The sequence below is a fragment of the Acidovorax sp. BL-A-41-H1 genome (assembly GCF_051942715.1).
In genome coordinates this window covers 1-25,668 of sequence record NZ_JBPVJQ010000015.1, presented here as the reverse complement: position 1 = coordinate 25,668, position 25,668 = coordinate 1, and the positions used below count along the sequence as shown (strand labels likewise).

Annotated in this window: 23 protein-coding genes and 1 pseudogene; 15 read left to right on the top strand and 9 right to left on the bottom strand. The window is 67.9% G+C overall.

The features are described 5' to 3' along the window. Nucleotides 1-9: 9 nt before the first annotated feature. The gene (locus tag ACTPOI_RS26425) at nucleotides 10-522 is read right to left on the bottom strand and encodes an outer membrane protein assembly factor BamE (protein WP_440114774.1); all 513 of its coding nucleotides are present in this window, start codon (nucleotides 520-522) and stop codon (nucleotides 10-12) included. Between the two features lie 77 nt (nucleotides 523-599). On the opposite strand from ACTPOI_RS26425, the gene ACTPOI_RS26420 reads away from it, so the two are divergent. From ACTPOI_RS26420 to ACTPOI_RS26375, 10 genes are all read left to right on the top strand, one after another. Beyond that, on the top strand, nucleotides 600-806 hold the full coding sequence (locus tag ACTPOI_RS26420) for a DUF3460 family protein (RefSeq protein WP_094291290.1): 207 nt from the start codon (nucleotides 600-602) through the stop codon (nucleotides 804-806). A 64-nt stretch (nucleotides 807-870) separates the two neighbouring features. After that, a complete protein-coding gene (locus ACTPOI_RS26415; RefSeq protein ID WP_252660507.1) occupies nucleotides 871-1,734 on the top strand; it encodes a segregation and condensation protein A in 864 nt (287 codons plus the stop codon). Between the two features lie 134 nt (nucleotides 1,735-1,868). Beyond that, nucleotides 1,869-3,458 carry an L-aspartate oxidase gene (gene nadB / locus ACTPOI_RS26410; protein ID WP_440114770.1) on the top strand — a complete coding sequence of 530 codons (1,590 nt, stop codon included), beginning with the start codon at nucleotides 1,869-1,871 and terminating at the stop codon, nucleotides 3,456-3,458. Continuing rightward, nucleotides 3,455-4,090 carry a 7-carboxy-7-deazaguanine synthase gene (queE, locus tag ACTPOI_RS26405; RefSeq protein WP_094291292.1) on the top strand — a complete coding sequence of 212 codons (636 nt, stop codon included), beginning with the start codon at nucleotides 3,455-3,457 and terminating at the stop codon, nucleotides 4,088-4,090. The genes nadB and queE overlap by 4 nt, the downstream gene beginning before the upstream one ends. Nucleotides 4,091-4,115: 25 nt before the next feature. After that, nucleotides 4,116-4,490: a 6-carboxytetrahydropterin synthase gene (locus tag ACTPOI_RS26400; protein WP_252660503.1), complete on the top strand. Its 375-nt coding sequence runs from the start codon at nucleotides 4,116-4,118 to the stop codon at nucleotides 4,488-4,490. A 60-nt stretch (nucleotides 4,491-4,550) separates the two neighbouring features. Next, on the top strand, nucleotides 4,551-4,931 hold the full coding sequence (gene panD / locus ACTPOI_RS26395) for an aspartate 1-decarboxylase (protein ID WP_252660501.1): 381 nt from the start codon (nucleotides 4,551-4,553) through the stop codon (nucleotides 4,929-4,931). Between the two features lie 2 nt (nucleotides 4,932-4,933). Next, a complete protein-coding gene (gene bioA, locus ACTPOI_RS26390) occupies nucleotides 4,934-6,259 on the top strand; it encodes an adenosylmethionine--8-amino-7-oxononanoate transaminase (protein WP_440114765.1) in 1,326 nt (441 codons plus the stop codon). Then, nucleotides 6,259-6,930, top strand: a complete 672-nt coding sequence (bioD, locus tag ACTPOI_RS26385; RefSeq protein ID WP_440114762.1) for a dethiobiotin synthase — start codon at nucleotides 6,259-6,261, stop codon at nucleotides 6,928-6,930. The genes bioA and bioD overlap by 1 nt, the downstream gene beginning before the upstream one ends. Continuing rightward, nucleotides 6,927-8,168, top strand: coding sequence for an 8-amino-7-oxononanoate synthase (bioF, locus tag ACTPOI_RS26380; RefSeq protein WP_440114759.1), 1,242 nt, complete (start codon nucleotides 6,927-6,929; stop codon nucleotides 8,166-8,168). Before bioD ends, bioF begins: the two co-directional genes overlap by 4 nt. Nucleotides 8,169-8,208: 40 nt before the next feature. Continuing rightward, the gene (locus ACTPOI_RS26375; RefSeq protein ID WP_063458819.1) at nucleotides 8,209-8,568 is read left to right on the top strand and encodes a 5-carboxymethyl-2-hydroxymuconate Delta-isomerase; all 360 of its coding nucleotides are present in this window, start codon (nucleotides 8,209-8,211) and stop codon (nucleotides 8,566-8,568) included. 61 nt (nucleotides 8,569-8,629) lie between these two features. On the opposite strand, the gene ACTPOI_RS26370 is transcribed toward ACTPOI_RS26375, so the two are convergent. From ACTPOI_RS26370 to nadC, 3 genes are read right to left on the bottom strand one after another with little or no spacing between them, the layout of a single operon-like run. Further along, nucleotides 8,630-10,465, bottom strand: a complete 1,836-nt coding sequence (locus ACTPOI_RS26370; protein WP_440114755.1) for a chorismate-binding protein — start codon at nucleotides 10,463-10,465, stop codon at nucleotides 8,630-8,632. A gap of 41 nt (nucleotides 10,466-10,506) precedes the next feature. After that, complete coding sequence (gene nadA, locus ACTPOI_RS26365) at nucleotides 10,507-11,637, bottom strand: quinolinate synthase NadA (RefSeq protein WP_440114752.1); 1,131 nt, start codon at nucleotides 11,635-11,637, stop codon at nucleotides 10,507-10,509. Next, a complete protein-coding gene (gene nadC / locus ACTPOI_RS26360; RefSeq protein WP_440114749.1) occupies nucleotides 11,634-12,485 on the bottom strand; it encodes a carboxylating nicotinate-nucleotide diphosphorylase in 852 nt (283 codons plus the stop codon). The genes nadA and nadC overlap by 4 nt, the downstream gene beginning before the upstream one ends. A gap of 165 nt (nucleotides 12,486-12,650) precedes the next feature. Between nadC and panB the strand changes: the two genes are divergently transcribed. Next, the gene (panB, locus tag ACTPOI_RS26355; protein WP_440114746.1) at nucleotides 12,651-13,532 is read left to right on the top strand and encodes a 3-methyl-2-oxobutanoate hydroxymethyltransferase; all 882 of its coding nucleotides are present in this window, start codon (nucleotides 12,651-12,653) and stop codon (nucleotides 13,530-13,532) included. 36 nt (nucleotides 13,533-13,568) lie between these two features. After that, on the top strand, nucleotides 13,569-14,414 hold the full coding sequence (gene panC, locus ACTPOI_RS26350) for a pantoate--beta-alanine ligase (RefSeq protein WP_440114743.1): 846 nt from the start codon (nucleotides 13,569-13,571) through the stop codon (nucleotides 14,412-14,414). A 73-nt stretch (nucleotides 14,415-14,487) separates the two neighbouring features. Here the strand turns inward: panC and ACTPOI_RS26345 are convergent, their stop codons facing one another. Next, nucleotides 14,488-15,210, bottom strand: coding sequence for an alpha/beta fold hydrolase (locus ACTPOI_RS26345; RefSeq protein ID WP_440114740.1), 723 nt, complete (start codon nucleotides 15,208-15,210; stop codon nucleotides 14,488-14,490). 161 nt (nucleotides 15,211-15,371) lie between these two features. On the opposite strand from ACTPOI_RS26345, the gene ACTPOI_RS26340 reads away from it, so the two are divergent. The 3 genes from ACTPOI_RS26340 (at nucleotide 15,372) to ACTPOI_RS26330 (ending at nucleotide 22,830) form a co-directional block, all read left to right on the top strand. Next, complete coding sequence (locus ACTPOI_RS26340) at nucleotides 15,372-18,869, top strand: DUF2126 domain-containing protein (protein WP_440114737.1); 3,498 nt, start codon at nucleotides 15,372-15,374, stop codon at nucleotides 18,867-18,869. Nucleotides 18,870-19,056: 187 nt separating this feature from the next. Then, complete coding sequence (locus tag ACTPOI_RS26335) at nucleotides 19,057-21,699, top strand: circularly permuted type 2 ATP-grasp protein (protein ID WP_440114734.1); 2,643 nt, start codon at nucleotides 19,057-19,059, stop codon at nucleotides 21,697-21,699. A gap of 144 nt (nucleotides 21,700-21,843) precedes the next feature. Further along, nucleotides 21,844-22,830, top strand: coding sequence for a transglutaminase family protein (locus ACTPOI_RS26330; protein WP_094291308.1), 987 nt, complete (start codon nucleotides 21,844-21,846; stop codon nucleotides 22,828-22,830). Here ACTPOI_RS26330 and ACTPOI_RS26325 read toward each other — a convergent pair. The 4 genes and pseudogenes from ACTPOI_RS26325 to ACTPOI_RS26310 all read right to left on the bottom strand — a co-directional run bounded on the left by ACTPOI_RS26325 (nucleotide 22,796) and on the right by ACTPOI_RS26310 (nucleotide 25,631). Beyond that, nucleotides 22,796-23,755 (bottom strand): alpha-E domain-containing protein, encoded by a 960-nt coding sequence (locus tag ACTPOI_RS26325; RefSeq protein ID WP_440114730.1) that lies wholly within the window; start codon nucleotides 23,753-23,755, stop codon nucleotides 22,796-22,798. The genes ACTPOI_RS26330 and ACTPOI_RS26325 overlap by 35 nt on opposite strands. A gap of 83 nt (nucleotides 23,756-23,838) precedes the next feature. Next, nucleotides 23,839-23,904: pseudogene (locus tag ACTPOI_RS26320) on the bottom strand (alpha-E domain-containing protein); the annotation flags it as partial. Between the two features lie 104 nt (nucleotides 23,905-24,008). Then, a complete protein-coding gene (locus ACTPOI_RS26315) occupies nucleotides 24,009-25,178 on the bottom strand; it encodes a zinc-binding metallopeptidase family protein (RefSeq protein ID WP_440114727.1) in 1,170 nt (389 codons plus the stop codon). A gap of 135 nt (nucleotides 25,179-25,313) precedes the next feature. Beyond that, nucleotides 25,314-25,631, bottom strand: a complete 318-nt coding sequence (locus tag ACTPOI_RS26310; protein ID WP_063459148.1) for a BON domain-containing protein — start codon at nucleotides 25,629-25,631, stop codon at nucleotides 25,314-25,316. Nucleotides 25,632-25,668 lie beyond the last annotated feature (37 nt).

The following is a 25,668-nucleotide window of genomic DNA, read 5'->3' as shown; positions in this document are numbered from 1 at the left end:
TGAAAGGCCCTACTTGCCGCCCTTGAACTCCGGCGCATCCATGTCCGCCCCGGTCTGCGTGCGCAGCACCACGTGGTCGGGCCCGTGGACCACCGTGAACACCTTGGCCTGGTTGGGCGCCTCCAGATAGCGCCAGTCCACCCAGGTCTCCTTCTTCAGCTCGTAGGGCGTGGACTTGGCGGGTTTGCCCAGCAGGCGGCGCACCTCGTCCATGCGCATGCCGGGCGACACGCGTGCAAAGGTCTCGGGCGTGAGCACCTGGCGCAGTGCCGTCATGCGGCCATCGGCCCCGATGGTGATCATGTAGTTGACCTGGCCCGCGGGCTGGCGGTTGTACTCGAAGGTGCGCGCGCCGCCGGGCTCGTCCCAGACGTTTTCGGGCGCGCCAAAGCGATCGCGCACGTCGGCTTCGGTCGATACGCCTTCCTTCAGCTCGCTGATGCGCTGGGGGTCGCAGGCGGTGAGGGCGATCAGGGAAAAAGCGGCCGCTGCCACGGCAGCGGCGCGATATATCAAGCGCATAAATTCGTCCCGGTAAAATCTTGGACCTTTGGTGCGTCACTGTGCCTGACGCGTTCCAAGAAAGAGATTCACAGTCCATGTCCATTTTCCGCCGCCCCGACTACCAGTCCGACGCCACCCAGTTCATCAACCAGCTCAAGGCCAGCCGCCCCGAGCTGGACCAGCAGCAGCAAGCCGGCCGCGCCCTGCTGTGGGACAAGCAGGTAGACCGCAAGATCTGGGGCGAGTACCGCGAGGGCCAGGTGGCCCAGAAGCCCTACGTCTACCAGACGAACGCGGATTAAGCACCAAATTGGCCTTCTGCGCCTGTCCATCAAGCGCTGATAGCTCATATTTTTATAGCACCCCATGACCACCGCGAGCGCAGCCGACACGGCCGATTCGCCGGACATGCCCGCCCTGGATGCGGCAGGCATGCCCGACGTGGTGGACCAGGTGGCGCTAGCGCGCCTGTATGGCGAGCCGCTTTTTGCGCTGCCCAACGACCTGTACATCCCGCCCGACGCGCTCGAAGTCTTCCTCGAAGCCTTTGAAGGCCCGCTGGACCTGCTGCTGTACCTGATCCGCAAGCAGAATTTCAACATCCTCGACATCCCCATGGTGGGGGTGACCAAGCAGTACCTGGCGTATGTAGACGAGATCCGCAGCCGCAACCTGGAGCTGGCGGCCGAGTATTTGCTGATGGCGGCGATGCTCATCGAGATCAAGTCGCGCATGCTGCTGCCGCCCAAAAAGCAGGAAGGCGGCGAGGAGCCCGAAGACCCGCGCGCCGAGCTGGTGCGCCGCCTGCTCGAATACGAGCAGATGAAGATGGCCGCCGCCCGCCTGGGGCAGTTGCCGCAGTATGGCCGTGACTTCCTCAAGGCCCAGGTCTACATCGAACAAAGCCTGCAGCCGCGCTTCCCCGACGTGCATGTGGTGGAGCTGCAAGAGGCATGGCGCGACATTCTGAAGCGCGCCAAGCTCGTGCAGCACCACAAGATCACACGCGAAGAGTTGAGCGTGCGCGAATACATGAGCATGGTGCTCAAGACGCTGCAGGGCCGCCGCTTTGTGGAGTTTGAAGAACTCTTCGAGCCCGAAAAAGGCAGCACCGTGCTGGTGGTGACCTTCATCGCCCTGCTGGAGCTGGCCAAAGAGACGCTGATCGAGATCACGCAGGCCGAGGCCTTCGCACCCATCTACGTGCGCCTCGCCTATACACCTGCATGACACCCCCTGAGTCGCCTTCGGCGCCTTCCCCCTCTCCTTCGGGAGGGGGACGCCACCGGTGGCCTGGCAAAGCCAGCTCCACGGTGGCACTGGCCTGAAGCAGCGCCGTTTCCAACGGCAATTACGGACCCCTTATGGCATCCCACGACTTCGACGTTCTCATCGTAGGCAGCGGCCTCGCCGGTCTCTCGGCCGCGCTGCACCTGGCGCCCACCCACCGCGTGGCCGTGATCACCAAGCGCACGCTGCAGGATGGCTCCAGCGGCTGGGCCCAGGGCGGCATTGCCGCCGTGCTGGCCGACGACGACAGCTTTGCCGCACACATCGAAGACACGTTGGTGGCCGGTGCGGGCCTGTGCGACCTGGCCACCACCCGCTTTGTGGTGGAGAACGCGCCCGCATCGATTGCCTGGCTGCGCGAGCTGGGTGTGCCCTTCACACTCGAAGGCGACCAGCTGCACCTGACGCGCGAAGGCGGTCACAGCGCGCGCCGCATCGCCCATGTGACCGATGCCACCGGCGCAGCCGTGCAGCGCACGCTGATCGACGTGGTGCGCAGCACCCCCGGCATCACGCTGTTCGAGCAGCACACGCTGGTGGACCTGATCACCACGCGCAAGCTCGGCCTGCCCGGCCAGCGCTGCCTGGGTCTGTACGCGCTCGACAGCGACACCGACGAGGTCGTGACATTCCGCGCGCCACAAACCATCCTGGCCACGGGCGGCGCGGGCAAGGTGTACCTGTACACCACCAACCCCGACACCGCCACGGGCGACGGCATTGCCGCCGCCTGGCGCGCGGGCTGCCGCGTGGCGAACATGGAGTTCATCCAGTTCCACCCCACGGGCCTCTACCACCCGCACGAAAAGTCCTTCCTCATCAGCGAGGCCGTGCGCGGCGAGGGCGGGCAACTCAAGCTGCCCCCCTCGGCCGGTGGCACCCGCTTCATGCTGGACCACGACCCGCGCGCCGAGCTGGCCCCACGCGACGTGGTGGCTCGCGCCATCGACTTCGAGATGAAGAAACACGGGCTGGACTGCGTACACCTCGATATCTCGCACCAGAGCCCCGCGTTTTTGCAAGAGCACTTCCCCAACATCCTGGCGCACTGTGCATCGCTGGGCATCGACATCACCAAGGAACCCATCCCCGTGGTGCCCACCGCCCACTTCACCTGCGGTGGCGTGCTGACCGACCTCGCGGGCCGCACCGACCTGCCCGGCCTGTTTGCCGTGGGCGAAGTCGCCTGCACCGGCCTGCACGGCGCCAACCGGCTGGCCAGCAACTCGCTGCTCGAATGCATGGTGTTCGCCCGCGCCGCTGCGCAGGCCATCGCTGCAGCCCCGACCACAGAACTGCCCACCGTGCCCGCGTGGGACGATAGCCGCGTGACCGATGCGGATGAATCGGTCGTCATCTCCCACAACTGGGACGAACTGCGCCGCTTCATGTGGGACTACGTGGGTATCGTGCGCACCAACAAGCGCCTGGAGCGCGCCGCGCACCGCATTGCCATGCTGCAGGGCGAGATCCAGGAGTTCTACGCCCACTTCCACATCACACGCGACCTGCTGGAGCTGCGCAACCTGGTGCAGGTGGCCGACCTGATCGTGAAAAGCGCCCAGCTGCGCCGCGAAAGCCGGGGCCTGCATTTCAGCCGCGATTACCCCGAGGTGGCAGCGCCTGCCGCCCCCACCATCCTTGTTCCTCCGGTGCCCCGATGACCTACAGCGTCAAAGAAATTTTCTACACCTTGCAAGGCGAAGGCGGCCAGGCGGGCACACCCGCCGTGTTCTGCCGCTTTGCGGGCTGCAACCTCTGGACGGGCCGCGAGCAGGACCGCGCGCAGGCCATCTGCCAGTTCTGCGACACCGACTTTGTGGGCACGGACGGCACGCTGGGCGGCAAGTTCGAGACGGCCACCGCACTGGCGGAGCTGATCGCCGCCCAATGGCCTGCGGGCGCAGGCCACCGCCTGGTGGTGCTGACCGGTGGCGAGCCGCTGCTGCAGGTGGACCGTGAACTCATCGACGCCCTGCACGCGCAGCAATTCCGCATCGCGGTCGAAAGCAACGGCACCGTGGCCGCGCCCGAAGGCATCGACTGGCTGTGCATCAGCCCCAAGGCGGGCGCGCCCTGGGTGCAGCGCAGCGGGCAGGAGTTGAAGCTTGTCTGGCCCCAGCCCGGATTTGACCTGTTGGCGCTGGAGCAGGACACGCAGTTCACCCACCGATTCCTGCAGCCCATGGACGGCCTGCTGCAGCGACAGAACACTGCCGCCTGCATTGATGCCTGCCTGGCCCACCCCGCATGGCGACTGAGCCTGCAAACCCACAAGCTCACCGGCATCCGGTGAGCGGCTTTCTTTTTTTGGTTCCCGTATGTTGTTCACCATCTCCCAGCGCTTCTTCTTCGACGCCGCCCACACCCTGCGCCGCGAAATCGAGGCCGAAGGCAGCCGCCGCGTGCACGGCCACACCTACCACGCCGAAGTCTTTCTGAGCGGCCCGCGCGATCCGGCCACCGGCATGGTGCTGGACCTGGGCCTGCTGCGCCGGGGCCTGGAGGTGGTGCGCGAGCAGCTGGACCACCACATGCTGGACGACGTGCCCGGCCTGGGCACCCCCACGCTGGAGAACCTGTGCGTTTTCATCGCCCAGGCCCTGCCCGCCGACCTGCGCCCCAGCGTGAGCCGCGTGCGCGTGTGGCGCGAAGCGCTGGGCGACAGCTGCATGCTGGACTTTCCACAGCCCTGACCGGCCACGGCCCTGCCGCCGGCAGGCCCCCCATTCACAGACTTCACTGAAGGAAGCCCGATGTTCCGCACCCTGCTCAAATCCAAGATCCACCGCGTGGCCGTGACCCAGTGCGAACTGCACTACGAAGGCTCCTGCGCCATCGACGAGGACCTGCTCGACGCGGCCAACATCGCCGAGAACGAGCAGATTCACATCTGGAACATCAACAACGGCGAGCGTTTTGTCACCTATGCCATCAAGGGCCAGCGCGGCAGCGGCATGATCTCGGTGAACGGCTCGGCCGCACGCCGCGCGTCCGCAGGCGACCTCATCATCATTGCGGCCTTTGCGCAGGTGCATGAAGACCAGGTGAGCACGCACCGGCCGCAGCTGGTGTTTGTGGACGAGCACAACCGCCAGACCGGGCTGCGCCACGCGGTGCCCACCCAGGCCCTGTAACCATGCAGCCAAAACACGACGGGCTGGTGGCCCGCAGTCTGGCCGCCGTCTGGCACCCTTGCACCCAGATGAAGCGGCACGAAGCCCAGCCGCCCGTGGCCATTGCCCGCGCGCAAGGGCCGTGGCTCCATGGCACCGATGGCCAGCGTTACCTGGACGGCATCAGCTCCTGGTGGGTCAACCTGTTCGGCCACAGCCACCCGCACATCCAGGCCGCGCTGGTGGACCAGCTGGGCCGGCTGGACCATGTGATGCTGGCGGGCTTCACCCATGCGCCTGTGGTGGAGCTGTCCGAACGGCTGGCCGCACTCACCGGCCTGGGCCATGCGTTCTACGGCAGCGACGGTGCCGCTGCCACCGAAATTGCGCTGAAGATGAGCGCGCACTACTGGCGCAACACAGGCCGCCCCGCCAAAAGCCGCTTTGTGGGCCTGGCTGGCGGCTACCATGGAGAAACCGTGGGCGCACTGGCCGTGACCGACATCGCGATCTTCCGCGAGGCCTATGCCCCGCTGGTGCGCCTGGCCGACACCGTTCCCAGCCCCGATGCACGCGGCGCCGCCCCGGGCGAAACCGCGCAAGACGTAGCCCGGCGCGCCGCTGCGGCGCTGGAGGCATGGCTGCAGGAGCACCACAGCACCACCGCAGCCTTCATCGTCGAGCCCCTGGTGCAATGCGCCGCTGGCATGGCCCTGCACGACCCCGAATACCTGCGCCTGGCGCGTGCGCTGTGCAACCGCTACGAGGTGCACCTGGTGGTGGACGAGATCGCCGTGGGCTTTGGCCGCACGGGCACGATGTTCGCGCACCAGCAGGCGGGCATCCGGCCGGATTTCATCTGCCTGTCCAAGGGCCTCACGGGCGGCACGCTGCCGCTGTCGGCCGTGCTGACGACGGGCGCGGTGTATGCCGCGTTCTACGACGATGATGTGGCGCGCGGCTTTCTGCATTCGCACTCGTACACCGGCAACCCGCTGGCCTGCCGCGCGGCGCTGGCCACGCTGGAACTGTTTGAGCAACTGGATGCGCTGAACGCCAGCAAGGCGCTGGCGCAACGCATCGATGCGGCGTGCGCACCCTTGGCACAGCATCCACGTGTGCGCCATGCGCGCAGCCTCGGAATGATCTGGGCCTGGGATGTGGACACCACGCTGCCCGACTTTGCGCGCCGCTACCACCAGCACGCCATGGCGCGGGGGCTGGTGCTGCGGCCCATCGGGAAAACGCTGTATGCCATGCCGCCCTATGTGCTCGACGACGAGGCCGTGCAATGCCTTGCCAGCGGCGCGCTCGATGCGCTGAACGCCACCCTGCAGGAGGAAAGTTGATGATGGGATGTTTTGTGACCGGCACCGACACCGGTGTCGGCAAGACGCTGGTGTCCGCCGGGCTGCTGCATGCGCTGGCACGCCACCACCGCCGCGTGGTGGGCATGAAGCCCGTGGCGGCGGGCCTGGTGCCCTGGGGTGAGGACTGGGCCAGCGAAGACGCGATCGCGCTGCGCTCGGCCTCCACCCTGGCCGTGCCGCCCGCGCTGGACAACCCCGTGCTGCTGCCCGACCCGCTCTCGCCCCACATTGCGGCCGCACGGGCGGGTGTAGAGATCGACATCGCCACCATCGTTGCGAGCTACCAGGCGCTGGCCGCCCAGGCCGATGCCGTGGTGGTGGAGGGCGCGGGCGGCTTCCACGTGCCGCTCACCGACACGCTCACAGGCGCCGACCTCGCCCAGGCGCTGGCCCTGCCCGTGGTGCTGGTGGTGGGCCTGCGCCTGGGCTGCCTGAACCACGCCCTGCTCACGGCCGAGGCGATTCACGCGCGCGGCCTCACGCTGGCGGGCTGGGTGGCCAACCGCATCGACCCGGAGATGGGCGCCGCCGACGAGAACATCGCCTACCTGCGCGCACGCCTCAACGCCCCGCTGCTGGCCGAGGTGCCCTACCAGGACCTGCCCGAACCCGGCAGCCTGGTGTTTGACCTGCCCAAGGACTGGCAATGACAAGCCGCACGGCACCCCAGCCCTCGTGGCTGGACGAGATTCCAGCGCGCCTGGCCGACATCGAGCGCGCCCACCTGCTGCGCCGCCGCCGCGTGGTGGAGCCTGCTGGCGGCGCGCGCCTGCGGGTGGACGGCCAGACCATGCTGGCTTTTTGCAGCAATGACTACCTGGGCCTGGCCAGCCACCCCGCGCTCGCCGAGGCGGCGCGCGAAGCCACCCACCACTTTGGCGTGGGCTCGGGCGGCTCGCCCCTGGTCAGCGGCCACAGCGCCGCCAACGATGCGCTGGAGCACGAACTGGCCGCCTTTGTGCAACTGCCCCGCGCGCTGTACTTCTACGCGGGCTATGCCACCAACACCGGCATCATCCCGGCGCTGGTGGGCGACGGCGACGCGCTGTTCTCCGATGCGCTCAACCACGCCTGCCTGATCGACGGTGCCCGCCTGTCGCGCGCCACCATCCACCGCTATCCGCATGCCGACCTGGCCGCACTCGAAGCGCAGCTCGCCGCCAGCCCCGCGCGACGCAAGCTGGTGATCAGCGACGCGGTGTTCAGCATGGACGGCGACCTGATCGACATCCCCGCCCTGCTGGCGCTGTGCGAGCACTACGACGCGCTGCTGCTGCTGGACGACGCCCATGGCTTGGGCGTGCTGGGACCGCAGGGGCGCGGCAGCCTGGCACAGGCCGGGCTGACGGGGCCCAACGCCTCGCGACGCGTGCTCTACATGGCCACGCTGGGCAAGGCGGCCGGTGTGGCCGGCGCATTTGTGGCGGGGGATGCTGCGCTCATCGAATGGCTGCTGCAAAAGACCCGCACCTACATCTTTGCCACTGCGGCGCCGCCACTGCTGGCCAGCGCGCTGCGCCAGAGCCTGCGGATCATGGAGGCGGCCGACGACCGGCGCGCACATCTGGACAGGCTCATCGCGCAGTTGCGCCAGGGCCTGGACACACTGCCCGCGGCCCTCGGCTGGCACTTGCTGCCCTCGCAGACACCCGTGCAGGCGCTCGTGATCGGCAGCAACCAAGCCGCCCTGGCCGTGATGGACGGCCTGCGTGCCCGGGGCCTGTGGGTGCCCGCCATCCGCCCGCCCACGGTGCCTGCGGGCACCGCGCGGCTGCGCATTGCGCTGTCGGCCGCGCACACCACGGACGATGTGGCACAGCTGCTCGGCGCGCTGCATGCACTGGCGGCAGCCCACGGCAGTACCATCAACGGCCCCGGTGCCCGTTGACGCCAACCAGCCCGACTTCTCTCTCTACCGCGAGCCCCCCATGCCCCACCTGACCATCGAGTACTCTGCCAACCTGCCCCACTACCCCGAGGCCGAAACCCTGACCGCCCTCAACGCCACACTGTGTGCCCACCCCCAGGTGCAGGACGAGGCCGACCTGAAGACGCGCTTCATCGTGGCCGACAGCTTCGAGATTGGCACGGCCCCGGCCAACCGCGCCTTTGTGCATGCGCAGCTGCGCCTGCTGGCGGGCCGCACGCCCGAGGCCAAGACCGAGCTGGCGGGCCGCATTGCCGCCGTGCTGCGCGAACGCACGCCCCGGCCGCAGGGCGTGATGGTGCAGCTGAGCGTGGAGATCGTGGACATGGACCGGCCGAGCTATGTGAAGGAACGGCTCTGAAAATTGGATAGCAGCCAGCGCTTGATCCACGGGCGCTGGGGGCCTATTTCATTCAAATTTTCTATTCACTCTCCAGCTCGGCGGCCAGCCAGCCGCGCAGGCTGTTGATGAAGGCCCAGCCCTGCACCCGGGGCACATCGGCCACACGCAGCACCGCCTCCACCACCCGTCCCTCGCGCAGCGCCACGGCGCGGCCCACGCCGGGCAGCAGGCCGCAGGACAGGGGCGGTGTCACCCACCGCCCATCGATGAGCGCGGCAATGTTGCCGAAGGTGCTCTCGGTCATCTCACCTGCCGCGTTCCACAGCACGGTGTCGAACACACCGGGCGCGGTGGGCGCAAACGCCGCGTAGTGCGCGCGGCGCGTGGTCTTGTAGCGCACAAATTCGCTGTGGGCTTCGGCAAAAGCACTCTTTGCCAGTTGCAAGCGCACGGGCTCCTGCGTGGGCAGCAGGGCAAAGGCCTCGGCCCGGGGCACGCCCGTGGCGCCCAGCAGCAGGCGCACGCGCCAGGCGCCGTCGGCATGGTCTGCCGCCAGCGCCTGCAGGCATTGCGACACAGCCGCTGCATCCCAGGGCACGCCGAAATGTGCAGCCGCTGATTGCAGGCGCGCCAGGTGCTCGTCCCGGTGCCGGAAAACGCCCGCCTGCAACGCCAGGGTTTCGAGCAGGTCAAAGGGCTGGCTCGCGCGCTCCACAAACGCGCGCTTGTGCTGCCACTCATTCCACTCGGCATCGGCCAACGCCCCCGAAGTGATGCCGCTGCCAATGCCACAGGTGGCGCGAACGGTGCTGCCTTCAGGACGCAGCACCACGGTGCGGATGGGCACGTTGAAGGTCGCGGCCACCGCATGCTGGCCTCGCGCATCGGGCGGGCTGGCCGGGCGCACCACACCCACGGCGCCGCAGTACACGCCGCGTGGTGCGCCTTCCAGTGCGTGGATCATCTGCATGGCGCGCACCTTGGGCGCCCCGGTGACGGAGCCGCAGGGGAACAGCGCGGCAAACACGTCCGTGAGCGTGGTGCCGGGCCGCGTGCGCGCGGTCACGTCCGAGGTCATCTGCCACACGGTGGGCAGGGCCTGGGTGGCAAACAGCACGGGCACACGCACGCTGTGGGGCTGCGCAATGCGCGACAGGTCGTTGCGCAGCAGGTCCACGATCATCACGTTCTCGGCACGCTCCTTGGGCGCCGTGCGCAGGTGCGCGGCCTGCTGCGCGTCCTCTTCGGGCGTGGCGCCGCGCGGGGCGGTGCCTTTCATGGGGCGGGCCAGGATGTGGCCGCCCCCGGGCGCATCCTGCCAGTCAAAGAACAGTTCGGGCGAGACCGACAGCACCTGCTCGCCCCCGGTGTCGATGTGCGCCGCATACCCGCCCGGCTGGGCGCGCAGCAGTGCGGCAAACAGGGCTGGGGCCGAGCCTTGCAGCGTGCCGCGAAGGGGGGCGGTGTGGTTGACCTGGTACAGCTCGCCCGCCGCAATCGCCTGCTGGATCTGCGCCAGCGCGGCATCAAAAGGGGTGCGGTCGGGGCTGTCGTTCCACGTCACCTGCGCGGGTGGTTCTGCACCTTGGCCGTCATCGCACGCGGGCCAGGGCAGCGGCGCGTCGTACACCGCAAACCAGGCCAGCGGGCCGTCGGCCGCGTGGGTCAGCAGTGCCGCATCGAAGGCGGCAGCCGCCTCGTAACGCACGCAGCCCACACACCAGCGGCCTTGTTGCGCGGCCGCAAACACGGCATCCAGCACGCCACGCACCTCGTGCAGCGCATGGGCGGCCAGCACTTCGCGCGGTGTGCCAAAGGCGTGGCGCAGGCGCGGGGCGCCGGGGTCCAGCGGCTGGGTGAAATCAATGCGGGAAATCACAAACAAAAAGGCCACTGGTGCCTGACCAGTGGACATAGTTAGCTATCAATAACAGAGCATCCGGTTCTAGAGAACCCTCAGGCGGCCCCCAGGTGCGGCACCAGTGCGCCGGTCGGCTGACCATTCCGGAGCGCAGCCGTGAAGGCCAGCATGCGGTCAATCGGCTGGCGTGCGCGCGGGATCAGCGCCGGGTCCACATGCACGGCATTCGCACCGGTCTCCAGCACGCGGGCCACGTCGGCCAGGCCGTTCATCGCCATCCAGGGGCAGTGCGCGCAGCTTTTGCAGGTGGCGCTGTTGCCCGCCGTGGGGGCTTCGTAAAACGTCTTGCCAGGGTTGAGCGTGCGCAGCTTGTGCATCATGCCGTTGTCGGTGGCCACGATGAACTCGGTGGCATCCATCTCGCGCGCGGCCTTGAGGATGGCGCTGGTGGAGCCCACGGCGTCGGCCAGGGCCACCACGTCGGCGGGGCTCTCGGGGTGGACCAGCACTTTGGCCTGTGGGTGCTGCTTCTTCAGCAGCTCCAGCTCCAGCGCCTTGAACTCGTCGTGCACGATACAGGCACCGTTCCAGAACACCATGTCGGCGCCGGTCTCGCGCTGGATGTAGGCGCCCAGATGGCGGTCGGGCGCCCACAGGATTTTCTGGCCTGCGGCTTTGAGCGCGCTCACGATGTCGAGTGCGCAACTGGAAGTCACCAGCCAGTCCGCGCGCGCCTTCACGGCCGCGCTGGTGTTGGCGTAGACCACCACGGTGCGGTCGGGGTGCTGATCGCAGAACGCGCTGAATTCGTCGATGGGGCAGCCCAGGTCCAGCGAGCAGGTGGCGTCCAGGTCGGGCATGAGCACGGTCTTTTCCGGGCTCAGGATCTTGGCCGTTTCGCCCATGAACCGCACGCCGCTCACCACCAGGGTTTGCGCCGCGTGGTCGCGGCCAAAACGGGCCATCTCCAGCGAGTCGCTCACCAGGCCGCCGGTTTCCTCGGCCAGGTCCTGCAGGTCCGGGTGCACGTAGTAGTGCGACACCATGACCGCGTTCTTTTCCTTGAGCAGGCGCCGGATCTTGTCCTTGAGCGCGACACGCTCAGCCTGGGTGGGCTCGGGCGGCACACGCGCCCAGGCATGTTTGGTGGAACAGACGGCGCCCGATGCTGCCTCGTCAGGCTGCTCGTATTCGACGTCAATGCGGTTCAGGGTTGCGGTGGTCATGCCAGCTCCTGCAGGCGCATGGAAAAGTCGGTGGCCTTCACGTCCTTGGTGAGCGTGCCGATGGAGATGCGGTCCACGCCGGTCTCGGCCAGTTCGCGCAGGCCATCGAGCGTGACCCCGCCCGAAATTTCGAGGATGGCGCGACCCGCATTGATGCGCACGGCCTCGCGCAGCTGGACCAAGGGCATGTTGTCCAGCAGGACCATCTTGGCGCCCGCATTCAGCGCTTCGGTCAGCTGCTCCAGGGTTTCAACTTCGATCTCGATGAACTTTGCCTGTGACGCCACCTTGTCCGCCGCGCGCAGCACGGCGGTCACACCTCCCGCAGCGGCAATGTGGTTCTCTTTGATCAGCACCGCATCGTGCAGACCAATGCGGTGGTTGGTGCCGCCGCCCACGCGCACGGCGTACTTTTGCGCCAGGCGCAGGCCGGGCAGAGTCTTGCGCGTATCGACGATCTGGGCGCGCGTGCCGGCCACCACGTCCACATAGGTACGGGTCTTGGTGGCCACGGCCGAGAGCAGCTGCAGAAAGTTGAGCGCGGTGCGCTCGGCGCTCAGCAGTGCGCGGGCCTGGCCCTCAATCTCCAGCACCACCTGGTCGGCAGCGCAGCGCTGGCCTTCGGCCACATGCCAGGTGATCTGCACCGTGGGGTCGAGGGCGCGCAGCGCGGCTTCAGCCCAAGGGGCGCCGCAGATCACGGCGGCTTCGCGCGCCAGGATGCGTGCGCGGGCGCGGCGGGCGGGGTCGATCAGGCCGGCGGTGAGGTCGCCGGTGCCCACGTCTTCGGCCAGGGCGCGGGCCACATCGGCCTGGGCCAGGGCCTTCACTTCGTCGTTGTCTCTCATGGTGCTTTTCGCGGGGGGTAACGCTGCTGTCATGGGCCGCGAGCATACCGGGAACGCAAAGGCCACTGCGCCAACACGGGCCGCTGGCCCGGGGCCGGAAACCAATAAGTACACCCAGTATTGGTCGCATAGACTCGCGGCAATTTTTTGGCCCCGCCGAGCCCCGTGACCACCACCAGCCCTGTTTCTGCCACGCCCTACGGCACGCTGCCGCCTGCATCGCCCCTGCCCCAGCGCAAGCCCGTGAGCCTGCCGCGCCTGGCGCAGATGCGCGCCGCAGGCGAGAAGATCACCATGCTCACCGCCTACGACGCCACCTTTGCGGCCGTGGCCGACGCGGCGGGGGTGGAATGCATCCTGGTGGGCGATTCGCTGGGCATGGTGTGCCAGGGCCTGCCCAGCACCGTGGGCGTGCTGCTCGACACCATGGCCTACCACACAGCCAGCGTGGCACGCGGCCTGCACCGCGTGCAGGGCACGGCCTGGCTGGTGGCCGACCTGCCCTACGGCACCTACGCCGAAAGCCGCGAGCAGGCGCTGCGCAGCGCCTGTGTGCTGATGCAGGCGGGGGCGCACATGGTCAAGCTCGAAGGTGGCGGTTGGACGGCGGCCACAGTGGAATTCCTGGTGCAGCGCGGCGTGCCGGTGTGCGCCCACCTGGGCCTCACGCCGCAGACGGTGCATGCCCTGGGCGGCTACCGCGTGCAGGGCAAGACCGACGATGCCGCCCGCACGCTGCGCAAAGAGGCGCACGAACTGCAGGACGCAGGCGCCGCCATGCTGGTGCTGGAGATGGTGCCCGCCGTGCTGGCCGCCAACCTCACGGCCGAGCTGCCGCACTGTCACACCATCGGCATCGGCGCGGGCAACGGCACGGCCGGGCAGGTGCTGGTGTTGCACGACATGCTGGGCATGAACCTCGGGAAGATGCCAAAGTTTGTGCACAACTTCATGCAGGACGCAGGCAGCGTGCGCGGCGCCATGGAGGCCTATGTGCAGGCGGTGAAGCAAGGGCGCTTCCCGGACAACGCTGTACACGCCTGGTAAGCCCTTTTCCTTCCTTTCTCTGATCCCTCCGAAACCATGCTGATTGCCCGCTCCATTGCCGACCTGCGCCAGGCCCTGGCCCCCTACCGCCGCCCGGCCTTTGTGCCCACCATGGGCAACCTGCATGAGGGGCACATTGCCCTGGTGCGCCAGGCCAAGCCCCTGGGCGATGTGACCGTGGCCAGCATCTTTGTGAACCGCCTGCAGTTCTTGCCGCACGAGGACTTTGACAGCTACCCCCGCACCTGGGAGGCCGACTGTGCACAGCTCCAGGCCGCCGGTTGCGATGTGCTGTTTGCCCCGCGCGAGACGGACCTGTATCCCGAGCCCCAGACCTTCAAGGTGCACCCCGACCCGCAGCTCGCCGACATGCTGGAGGGGCACTTTCGCCCCGGCTTTTTTGTGGGCGTGAGCACGGTGGTGATGAAGCTGTTTGCCTGCGTACTGGGCCAGACAGGCGGCACAGCGGTGTTTGGCAAGAAGGACTACCAGCAGCTCATGGTGATCCGCCACATGGTGCGGCAGTTTGCGCTGCCCATCGAGATCGTGGCGGGCGAGACCTGCCGGGCGGCCGATGGTCTGGCGCTGAGTTCGCGCAATGGCTACCTGGGCCTAGAAGAGCGGCAAGAGGCCGTGGCCCTGTCGCAAGCTTTGCAGCGGCTGGCGCAGCAGTGGCTGGGCACCGCCCCGAGCGACCGCAACCTGCTGGAGACATTGGCCCTGGACGCCCTGCGCGCACGCGGCTGGGCGCCTGACTACCTCACCGTGCGCCGCCGCGCCGACCTGTTGCCCGCCACAGCCAGCGATGCGGCGGGCACGCTGGTGGCACTGGGCGCCGCGCGGCTGGGCAGCACACGGCTGATTGACAACCTGGAGTTTTGATTAGCTACTAATTTCATAGCTATCAGCGCTTACCCATCGCGCGGTAGCGGCCGAAAAAGCCTCAAACCCCAGATCAAATCCACCCGTTGCGGCCCAGCCACTGCACCAGCAGGCGGGTCACCACCTCGGGCTGCTCCATGGTCAGCATGTGGCCGCTGTCGGGCAGCAGGTGATGTTCGGCGCCGGGCACCAGCGCCGCAATCTCTGCCGAGCATTCGGGCGGTGTGAGCTGGTCGGCCGCGCCACACACCACCAGCACGGGGCTGGCCACCTGCGGCAGATGCACCCGCGCATCGGGCCGATGGATCACGGCGCGGTTTTGGCGCACCAGGTGGTCGGGGCCCGCGTCCAGCACAAAGTCCAGGTAGGCCTGCACTAGGTCCGTGTTGGCGGCATTCACGGGGTGGAAGGCCAGGGCCACGTTGGGCTCGATGACCTCGCGCACGCGGCCCTGTTCAAACAGCTCAATGGCGCCTTCGCGCAGGGCGCGCATGTCGGGCGTCTCGGGCCGCGCTGTGGTGCCCAGCAGCGCGAGCCCTGCGACCCGCTGCGGCGCCTGGCGTGCGGCCTCTATGGCGACCATGCCGCCCATCGACGCGCCCGCCAGCACCAGCGACCCCGCGTGCTGCGCCAGCAGCCGGGCGGCAAAGTCCTCAATGCGATGCAAGTTCACATCCTGGTGGGCGGTGGCGACCTCGGGGCGCAGCGCGGCGGGCAGCAGCGGCAGCACGCCGCGCCACATGCGTTCATCGGCGGCCAGGCCGGGCAGGAGCACAAGTTGGGGGGAGTGGGACATGGGTGAAAAGAGGCATCACCAAGTTGGTGCGCGATCAGCTAAAGAGAGACAGCCCCGGCAGCGGGGCACGGACCGCACATTGTGAACAGCCGATGACCACTTGTCACCGCCCCCGGAATAGTTGCCCGCGATGGCTCGGGACTTGCTAGCATGGCCTGCATATGCCCATCCACGCCGCGCTCCACCACGTCACGCATTACCAATACGACCGGCTGGTCGGCCTCGGGCCGCAGACCATTCGATTGCGGCCTGCGCCCCATTGCCGCAGCAATGTGATTTCGTATTCGCTCAAGGTTGAGCCCGCGCAGCACTTCATCAACTGGCAGCAGGACCCGTTTGCCAACTACCAGGCGCGGCTGGTCTTCCCCGAGAAGACGCGCGAGTTCAAGGTCACGGTGGACCTGGTGGTGGAGATGGCGGTGTACAACCCCTTCGACTTCTTCCTGGAGCCCGAGGCCGAGAACATCCCTTTCAAGTACAACAGCGATGTGCAGCAGGAGCTGGCGCCCTACCTGGCCACCGAGCCGATGACGCCGCTGGTGCGGGCCTATCTGGACAAGATCGACCGCAGCAAGCAGCGCACCATCGATTTCCTGGTCAAGCTCAACCAGCAGGTATCGCAAGACATCCGCTACCTGATCCGCCTGGAGCCCGGCGTGCAGACGCCCGAGGAGACGCTGCAAAAGGCCAGCGGCTCGTGCCGCGACTCGGGCTGGCTGCTGGTGCAACTGCTGCGCCACCTGGGGCTGGCGGCACGGTTTGTGTCGGGCTACCTGATCCAGCTCACGCCGGACGTGAAGGCGCTCGACGGCCCCAGCGGCACCGACCACGACTTCACCGACCTGCACGCCTGGTGCGAGGTCTATCTGCCCGGCGCAGGCTGGATTGGCCTGGATGCCACCAGCGGCCTGATGGCGGGTGAGGGCCACATCCCGCTGGCCTGCACGCCCCAACCCTCCGGGGCCGCGCCGATTGAAGGCGGTGTGGACAAGGCCGAGGTGGAATTCAGCCACGAGATGCGCGTGACGCGCGTCTACGAATCACCCCGCGTGACCAAGCCCTACACCGAAGACCAGTGGCAGGCCGTGCTGGCCCTCGGCGAGCAGGTGGACGCCGACCTGGTGGCGGGCGATGTGCGCCTGACCATGGGCGGCGAGCCCACCTTTGTGGCCGTGGGCGACCGCGACGCGCCCGAGTGGAACACCGACGCGCTGGGCCCCACCAAGCGCGGCTTTGCCACCGAACTCACGCACAAGCTGCGCGCCGAATACGGCCAGGGCGGCTTTCTGCACTTTGGCCAGGGCAAGTGGTACCCGGGCGAGCAATTGCCGCGCTGGGCGCTGTCCATCTGCTGGCGCTCTGATGGACAGCCCGCGTGGCAGAACCCCGCGCTGTTTGCCGACGAGCGCGACCCCTCGCACTACACCAGCGCCGACGCCGAGCGTTTTGTGCGCCACCTCACGCGCAAGCTGGGCATCACTGATCGCTACATCCAGCCAGGGTACGAAGACACCTTCTACTACCTGTGGCGCGAGCGGCGCCTGCCCATCAACGTGGACCCGTTTGACGCACGCCTGGACGACGAGCTGGAGCGCGCCCGCCTGCGCCGCGTGTTCGAACAAAAGCTCGACAGCGTGGTGGGCTATGTGCTGCCGCTGCAGGCGGGCGTAGGCAATGGCACGCTGGCAGGCAGCGTATGGAGCACGGGGCCGTGGTTCTTCCGCGACGACCGCATGCTGCTCATCCCCGGCGATTCGCCCATGGGCTACCGCCTGCCGCTGGACGCCCTGCCCTGGGTGAAGGCGTCGGACACCGATCACCTGATCCCGCAAGACCCGACTGCACCCCAGGGCCCGCTGGCCGCTGCGACCACGCTGCGTGCGCGGTATTCCGTTCCAGCGGGCCCTGTCACCGGCGACCGCGACCTGCCCTACCTGGCGGGCGCCACCGCACCGGGCGAGGCACGCCGCATGGCGCAAGGCACTGCGGGCGGCGACCACGCGCGCCAGGCAGGGCAACCCGACCCCCATGCGGGCGTGCAGCCCCCGGGCAAGTTCCAGTCGGCCGCAGGCCTGTCACGCACCGCCCTGTGCGTGGAGGTGCGCGACCCGCGCCGCGCCAGCGGCCCCAAGGCGGAGAAGGTGGGCGAGAAGTACGGCGTTTTGTACGTGTTCATGCCGCCCCTGGCACGCCTGGACGACTACCTGGACCTGCTGGCCGCCATCGAAGCCACGGCCGAAGAGCTGGGCATGAAGATCGTGCTCGAAGGCTACCCGCCCCCGCGCGACGCACGCCTGAAGGTGCTGGCAGTCACGCCCGACCCGGGCGTGATCGAAGTGAACATCCACCCCGCCAGCCATTGGAAGGAGCTGGTGCAGCACACCGAGTTTCTGTACCAGGCCGCGTGGGAGACGCGCCTGTCGGCCGAGAAGTTCATGACCGATGGCCGCCACACCGGCACCGGCGGCGGCAACCATTTTGTGATGGGCGGCGCCACACCGGCCGACTCGCCGTTCTTGCGCAAGCCCGAGCTGCTGGCCAGCCTGCTGCTGTACTGGCACAACCACCCCAGCCTGAGCTACCTGTTCAGCGGCCTGTTCATCGGCCCCACCAGCCAGTCGCCGCGCGTGGACGAGGCGCGCAACGACCAGCTGTATGAGCTGGAGATCGCACTGCGCGAGATCGAATCCAACCGCGCCCTGTACGGCCAGGACATGCCGCCCTGGCTGGTGGACCGCACGCTGCGCAACATCCTGGTGGACGTGACGGGCAATACCCACCGCAGCGAGTTTTCCATCGACAAGATGTTCTCGCCCGACAGCAGCACCGGTCGCCTGGGCCTGCTGGAGCTGCGCGCGTTCGAGATGCCGCCCCACGCCCACATGAGCGTGGTGCAGCAGCTGCTGCTGCGCGCCCTGATCGCCCGCTTCTGGAAGGCGCCCTACCGCGCGCCCGCCGCCCGCTGGGGCACCGAGCTGCACGACCGCTGGATGCTGCCCACCTTCATCCAGCAGGACATGCACGACGTGATGGCCGAGATGAACACTGCAGGCTACGCGTTCGACCCCGCCTGGTTTGCGCCACAGTTCGAATTCCGCTTCCCCATGGTCGGCACCGTCCAATCGATGGGCGTGGAGCTGACCCTGCGCAACGCGCTGGAGCCCTGGCATGTGATGGGCGAGGAAGGCTCTGCGGGCGGCACCGTGCGCTATGTGGACTCGTCGCTGGAGCGCATCGAGGTGCGCGTGACGGGCATGAACGAAAGCCGCCATGTGGTCACCGTCAACGGCCAGCCGCTGCCGCTGCAAAGCACGGGCACGACCGGCGAATTTGTGGCCGGTGTGCGCTACAAGGCCTGGAACCCGCCCTCGGCCCTGCACCCGACCATTGGCGCGCATGCGCCGCTCACGTTCGACATCGTGGACACCTGGATGAACCGCTCGCTGGGCGGCTGCCAGTACCACGTGGCGCACCCGGGCGGGCGCAACTACGACACCTTCCCAGTCAACGCGTACGAGGCCGAAAGCCGCCGCCTGGCGCGCTTCTCGCGCATGGGGCACACGCCGGGGCGGCTGGCGGTGCCACCTGCGACCATCGAGCTGCCGGGCAGCCGGGAGTTTCCGTTCACGCTGGATCTGCGGCGAAAAATGAGGCCGTAGAGAAGCCCCCCCCTGAGTCGCTGCGCGCCTTCCCCCCAAGGGGGACGACGCCCTCGCTGCGGGGCGGCCCTTGCTCGGCATCTCTGGCCTGGGCCGTGCCGTTTTCGACGGGGGTGGGTAACCCGCAGAGTGCCGGAGACCAAATGCCCGAAAATCGAGTGCAGTGACAAACCCCAACGACCGCCTCTTGCCCACCGACCTCCCCGAAAGCGCGGCCCAGCTGGCTGCTGCGCTGGCGCCCACCGCTGCGGCGGGGCATTTTGACGAGCTTCGGGGCGCTGCGGCCCCCGCGCGCACGGCTCCCACCGACCGCATCGCGGGCGCTACATCAGCTCCCATTTCAATAGCAAATAACCAAGGCCTGTCGCGCCCATGGGCCGATTTTTTTGAACAACTGGGGCCTGAAGGCTTCCCCGACCTGGACCGGCGCATGGCGAGCCTGCAGCGCCAGGTGCGCGACAACGGCATCACCTACAACGTCTATGCCGACGCCGACGGCCCGCAGCGGCCCTGGTCGGTGGACCTGTTCCCGCTGATCCTGTCGCAGCACGACTGGGCGCTTATCGAACGCGGCGTGCTGCAGCGCGCGCGCCTGCTCGACCGCGTGATGGCCGATGTCTATGGCCCGCAGGAGTTGCTGCGCACGGGCCTGCTGCCCAGCGCGCTGGTGCAGGGCCACCCCGGCTACCTGCGCCCCATGCATGGCGTGCAGCCCGTGGGCGGCACGCACCTGCCGATTGCAGCCTTCGACATGGCGCGTGACGCGCAGGGCAGCTGGTGGGTCGTCACGCAGCGCACGCAGGCGCCATCGGGCCTGGGGTATCTGCTGGAAAACCGGCTGCTCATCTCGCGCCTGTTCCCCGAGGCGTTCAGCCAGATGCATGTGCAGCGCCTGGCCGCCACCTACCGCGCACTGCTCGACGGGCTGCGGCAGATGAGCCCGGCGGGGGCGGATGCGCGCATCGTGCTGCTCACGCCCGGCCCGTACAACGAGACTTACTTCGAGCACGCCTACCTGGCTCGCTACCTGGGCCTCACGCTGGTGGAGGGCAACGACCTCACCGTGCGCGATGCGCGCCTGTACCTCAAGACGCTGCACGGCCTGCAGCCGGTGCACGGCATCCTCAAGCGCCTGGACGACGAGTTTCTGGACCCGCTGGAGCTGCGCAGCGACTCGCGCCTGGGCGTGCCCGGCCTGCTGCAGGCCATCCGCGCGGGCAATGTGCTGGTGGCCAACGCGCCGGGCTCGGCCTTTCTGGAGTCATCGGCCATGCTGGGTTTCATGCCTGCGCTGTCGCGCCACCTGCTGGGCGAGGAGCTGGCCCTGCCCTCGCTGCCCACCTGGTGGTGCGGCGAACATGCAGCCCAGCAGGCCGTGCTGCCCCAGCTGCCCCACAGCGTGATCCGGCCCACCTGGCCCAGCCTGCAGCGCCCGCCAGTGCTGGGCGGCACCTTGTCGCCGCAAGACCTGGCCCGGTGGACGGAACGCATCCAGGGCCAGGGCGACGAATACACCGTGCAGGCCTACCTGCCGCTGTCGCAGATGCCCACCTGGCGCACCGAAGGCGGTGGTGGCAATGGTGGCGGTGGCAGCCACATCGCCCCGCGTTCGGTGATGCTGCGCGTGTTTGCCGTGTGCGACGGCCCCGGCTCGTGGCGCGTGCTGCCCGGCGGGCTGGCGCGCATTGCCACGGACGAGCGCGAGATCGCCTCGATGCAGCGCGGCGGCAGCAGCGCCGATGTGTGGGTGCAGACCGATGGCCCGGTGGACACCACCACGCTGCTCGCGCACAACCAGAATGCCCCCGCCGTGGTGCACCGCAGCCGCCAAGTGACCAGCCGTGCGGCCGAAAACCTGTTCTGGCTGGGCCGCTACACCGAACGCACCGAAAACGTCACGCGCCTGGCGCGCATTGCGCTGCAGTGCCTCAATGGCGAAGACCAGTCGTCCCAGCCGCTGCTGGCCTGGCTCAGCACCCTGGCCGTGGGCCAGGGCCTGGTGCTGCCGTCGGTGCCGCCCGCCACGCAGGCGCGGCGCGTGTTCGAGCGCTCGCTCATCGCCGGGCTTACCCAGCCCGCGCTGGTCACCAGCGTGGGCTACAACCTGCGCGGCATCCTGGGGGCAGCATCGGCCGTGCGCGACCGCCTGTCGCAGGAGCACTGGCACCTGATCGTGAGCACCGAAGCCGAGTTTTTTGCGCAGCGCCCAAATGGCAACGGCGGCACTGACGACGGCGACTATTCGCCGCTGGAGGCCCTGCGCCAGCTCGAAACCCTGAGCGGCCGCACCGCCGCCATGACAGGCCAGCAGACCGACCGCATGACGCGCGACGATGGCTGGCGGCTGCTGTCCATCGGCCGCCACCTGGAGCGCCAGGGTTTTCTGGCGGCGGCGCTGGAGGGCGGCCTGCAGACCGGGGCAGTGTTCGATGAAAGTGGCTTCGAGGCCATGACGGGGCTGTTTGACAGCACCATCACCTTTCACGCGCAGTACCAGCAGCGGCGCGACATGCCCGCGCTGCTGGACCTGCTGGTGATCGACCGCGACAACCCCCGGTCGCTGGCCTGGGTGGCGCAAACGCTGCGCGGGCGCATTGCCAAGATCGAGGCGGCTGCAGGCACGCCGGGCGAGTCGGCCGCCACAGGCATTCCCGAAGCGTCCGAGCTGTCGCTGGCGGCCTTGTGCGCCCAGGACGCCGAGGGCCGGTACGCCGCACTGGAGCAATACCTGGGGGCTTGTGTGCGGGGCGTGATGGGCCTGTCGGATCTGCTAGCCACGCGCTATTTCACCCACTCGGCCGACGCGCTGCGGCACAGCGTGGGGGCTTGAAGTGCTCCCCCCCCTGATTCGCCTGCGGCACCTTCCCCCTCAAGGGGGACGCAGCCCTCGCTGCGGGGCGGCCCTTGCTCGGCTGCCCTGGCCTCGGGCGTGCCGGTTTCACACACAGCCTTCAGTCTCCAAGCCTGGATTCCTATGAAACTGCGCGTCATCCACGAAACGGTGTACCAGTACACGCCCGCAGTGCAGAACGCCCAGCACATGGCCCATTTGCGGCCACGCACCGGTGTGGTGCAGCGCGTGCTCACCCACGCGCTGCAGATCGACCCCGCCCCGGCCCAGTGCGAAGCCACGCAGGACGTGTTTGGCAACACCCGCGCGTTTTTCAGTCTGCCTTTTACCCACGAGCGGCTGCTTGTGCGTGCCGAGACCTTGCTGGAGACCACCCCGCCGCCGCCCGCCCCACCCGGCGAGCCCTGGGAGGCAGTGCGCGAGCGGCTGATCTACCGGCGGGGCATGCCCTACCACCCGGCCACCGAATTCAGCTTTGCCTCGCCCTACATCCCCCGGCACGCCGACTTTGTGGCCTATGCCCAGGCGAGTTTTTCGCCGGGGCGCCCGCTGATGGAGGCAGCACGCGACCTGATGGCGCGCATCCACGCGGACTTTGCCTACACCGCTCACGCCACCGACGCGGGTACGCCCGCACTCGAATCGCTGCGGTTGCGCCGGGGCGTGTGCCAGGACTTTGCCCATGTGATGATCGGCTGCCTGCGCAGCCTGGGACTGGCAGCCCGGTATGTGAGCGGCTACCTGCTGACCGCGCCCCCACCGGGCCAGCCCCGGCTGGTCGGCGCCGATGCCTCGCACGCCTGGGTGTCGGTGTGGTCGCCACCGGCCGGGCAGGACGGCGATGCGCCGGACAGCGCGGCGTGGTGGGACCTGGACCCGACCAACGACCGCGCTGCGGGCGAGGACTATGTGACGCTGGCCATCGGGCGCGACTATGCCGATGTGTCGCCGCTGCGCGGCGTGATCCATGGCGGCGACCACCATGTGCTGCAGGTGGGGGTGACGGTGGAGCCGGTGCCCGAAGCCACGGCCGCTACTGCTGCGGCCGCTGCACTGACTACACCAGACGCACCCCTCACACTGCCGCGGGCACCAGGAAATCCCGGCTGATCCGCGCGCCCAGGTCGTTCACCCGCTCCAGGAACTGCGTGAGGTAGGCATGCAGGCCGTTGGTGAAGATTTCGTCGATGCGCGCAAACTTGAGGTGCGCCAACAACCGCCCTGCATGCCGCTGCGTCTCGCCCGACTGGCTGCTGCCCAGCATGTCGAGGTTGCCCAGCACCTCCTTCATGCAGGCGTGCAGTGATCGGGGCATGTCGGCCCGCAGGATCAGCAGCTCGGCCACGCGCTCGGGCGTGATCACGTCGCGGTAGACCTTGCGGTAGGTCTCGAAGCCCGAAACACTCAGCAGGACGGCGCTCCAGTGGTAGAAGTCATGGTCCTGGTCCTGCGCGGTGGCCGCGCCCATGAAGTCGCTCTGCACGGCGTGGAACTTCACATCCAGCAGGCGCGCCGTGTTGTCGGCCCGCTCCAGAAACGTTCCCAGGCGCATGAAGTGCAGGGCTTCGTCCTGCAGCATCGTGCCCACCGTCGCGCCCCGCGACAGGTGCGAGCGGAACTTCACCCACTCAAAAAAATGCGCCGGATCGCTCTCCAGCGCACCACTGGCGATCAGCCGGTTCACCTCCAGCCAGGTCTGGTTCTGGATCTCCCAGGCCTCGGTGTTGAGCGCGCCGCGCACAGCCCGCGCGTTCTCGCGCGCGGCCTGCAGACAGGCCACGATGGACGAAGGGTTGGACGGGTCCTTGACCATGAAGTCCAGCACCTTGGCCGGGTTCACATCGCCGTGTTGGGCCGTGTAGGCAGGCAGCAGTTCGCTGATGGACAGCAGGCCCTGCCAGCCCTGCAGGGCCATGTCGGCGGATTGGGGCAGCAACGCGCTCTGGTAGTTCACATCCAGCATGCGGGCGGTGTTCTCTGCCCGCTCGGTGTAGCGCGCCATCCAGAACAGATGGTCGGCAGTGCGGCTCAACATACAGCCTCCTTGTTCAACGGGGGCAGAGAACCCCGGGCGTACTGCGCACGCTGGCGGTGTTGTGTCGAAAGCCCTGCTGCGCAGGACTTTTCTGCCCGCTCGGTGTAGCGCGCCATCCAGAACAGGTGATCAGCAGTGCGGCTCAGCATGGGGATGTCCTTCCTGGAGTCTGTGTGGTGCTGCTCACACCAAGCAAATTCCAGGCCCCAACCACCAATACTGGGCAAAAACAGGCTTTACCGCCTGTCCCCATTTACTTATTAGCTATATTTTTTATAGCACCCGGAGCAGCAGGTGCAGGGGCCTGCTGCCGGGTAGCCACCGCTGCAGCGGGAGCCGCCTGCCGCTGGCCTGCGGCGCGCACCACGTCGTGCACAAAACGGAGCTTGGCGAGTGCCTGCTCGGCCAGGGCAAAAGGGTAGGCATCCAGCTGCCCCAGGCTGCGCGTGAGGCTGTTGAGCAGCAGCGTCAGGGGCACGAGGTGCCGCAGCATGGTGTCGAAGTCGGGCGCCGGGGCGTCAAAGGGATCGACGGCCCGGCTGTGCTGCGCGCCGTAGATGCCGGGCACGGTGACCTCGGTGGCGTAGCTGGCCGATGTCTCCAGCAGGTCGATCATGTGCAGGTAATGGGCCCAGGTCTCGGCCCAATCTTCCCAGGGGTGGGCTGCGGCATAGGCGCTGACGTAGTTCTTGGCCCAATCGCCGCCATCGTTGCCTTTGGCGTAGTGGGCCTCCAGCGCGGCGGCATAGTCCTGGCGCTCATCGCCAAACCGCTGGCGAAAGTCATCCAGCCACCCGCCGTCCCGCACCAGCTGGTCCCAGTAGAAATGGCCTGACTCGTGGCGCAAGTGGCCGATGAGTGTGCGGTAGGGCTCGCCCAGCGCGATGCGGCGGCGCGCGCGCTCGTCATCGTCCGCCTCGGCCACGTTGAGCGTGATGGTGCCGTTGTGGTGGCCCGTGAGCACCGGCGGGCCTCCTGGCACCTCGGCCAGCAGGTCGAACACGGGGCCGCTGCGCCCGGGCGCGGGCTCCAGGCCCATGCGCGCCAAGCTGTAGTAAAGCCACCGCTTGGCGCTCTCGATCTGCATCCAGCGGCCCAGGTTGGCCGCTTCGGTCAGATCAGGCTTCACCCGAGTCTGCCGACAGGACACGCACAGTTCGGTGTAGTCGTTGGCGGGTATCGCAAAGTTGCAAGCTTGGTACTCTGTATGGTTGCGGCACATGCGGTACAGGCGACCGCTGTAGTCGGCACTGTCACGCCTGCCTCTGCGCCGCCACAGATCGGCGCCGTCCTGCGATGCAGGAACCAGAGCCACCATTGTCAACACATCGGGCACGAAGGCCAGCGCGCTGCCGCAATGCAGGCACTGCACGCTATCGAAAAAGACCAGATGGCCGCAGTGGTCGCAATTGAATACCTGCATGGTGTGAAGCCTATCTGGGGCGCAGCAATGCGCAAGAAAAAACAGGCACCAGTGCATGCCTGGTACCTGCTGTATAGAAAGTGCCAATGCCAGGCTGGCCAATCGCCCGCCCGAGCATCACATCAAGCCTCCTGCTCAGGGCCGCACAACGATGCTATTGCGTACTTCGCGCACATGTTTGGTGTTGCGGGCGATGTTTTCGGCCTGGTTCTTCTCGGCCTGCGACTTAGCAAAGCCCGACAGCTGCACCGTGCCGTTGAGTGTCTCCACACTGATGGAGCTGGCCGATACGCTCTTGTCTTCGACCATCTTGGCCTTGACGGCGGTGGTGATGCCCGCGTCGTCCACATAGGAACCCACGGTCTGTTGCTCGCGGGCCACCGAGCAGCCCGTGGCAGTGACGATAGTGATGCCGGCAACAGCGGCGAAAGCGAGGGCACGTGCGTATTTCATGATGTTTTCCTTGTTCAATAAGGGTTGGGAACGCGGG